Source organism: Pseudovibrio sp. Ad37 (genome assembly GCF_001623075.1).
Taxonomy (GTDB): Bacteria; Pseudomonadota; Alphaproteobacteria; order Rhizobiales; family Stappiaceae; genus Pseudovibrio.
On the sequence record NZ_LMCF01000074.1, the window covers coordinates 1 to 779 of the forward strand.

Genomic DNA, 779 nt, shown 5'->3' on the forward strand with positions numbered 1-779 from the left:
AACATTCTGGATGAGCACAGCCGGGAATGTTTGGCTATCCGGGTGAAGCGAAAGTTGAACTCAACCGAGGTCATTGACGCTTTGACAGACCTGTTCATCGTGCGCGGTGTGTCCGCCTATATCAGGTTGATCAGCCCCACTTGAGTGGTCCGGTTTGAAAGTTAGTGCATGACTGGCCTTTGGTCTACTGGAATGATTACTTCAGGAGCCGGTGGGCGGAAGTTCAGCGCACTATGGGGGCGCTTCTGGTTATAAAAGGTGATGTACTGCTTAATGGATTTTCTGGCCTCTGGCACACTGGCGTAGGCCTTGAGGTAGACTTCCTCATACTTGATGGTGCGCTAGAACCGTTCGATAAAAACATTGTCGCGCCATGCTCCCTTGCCATCCATGGAGATCTTGATCTTCTCACGCTTGAGCACATCGGTGAAGTCTATGCTGGTGAATTGAGAGCCCTGATCAGAGTTGAAAATCTCTGGCTTGCCGTATTTAGCGAGTGCATCTTCCAGAGCTTCGATGCAGAAGGTAGCCTCCATGGTGATTGATAACCGCCAGCTCAGAACTTTGCACGAGTACCAGTCAATGATAGCGACCAGATAGGTGAAGCCCTTTGCCATGGGAATGTAGGAAATGTCGATGGCCCAGACCTGACTGGGTCTTAAAACCTCCACATCACGCAGCAGATACGGGTAGATTTTATGTTCTGGCGCCGGTTTGGACGTATTGGGTCGTCGGTGGATTGCCTCAATACCCATCCTCTTCATCAAGGACCTTACTCC

Annotated in this window: 2 pseudogenes; one reads left to right on the forward strand and one right to left on the reverse strand. The window is 50.6% G+C overall.

Going from position 1 to position 779, the window contains the following annotated elements:
- Positions 1-126: pseudogene (locus PsAD37_RS28065) on the forward strand (IS3 family transposase); the annotation flags it as partial.
- Positions 127-161: 35 nt separating this feature from the next.
- Here the strand turns inward: PsAD37_RS28065 and PsAD37_RS12855 are convergent.
- Positions 162-779 (reverse strand): annotated as a pseudogene (locus tag PsAD37_RS12855) (IS3 family transposase); the annotation flags it as partial.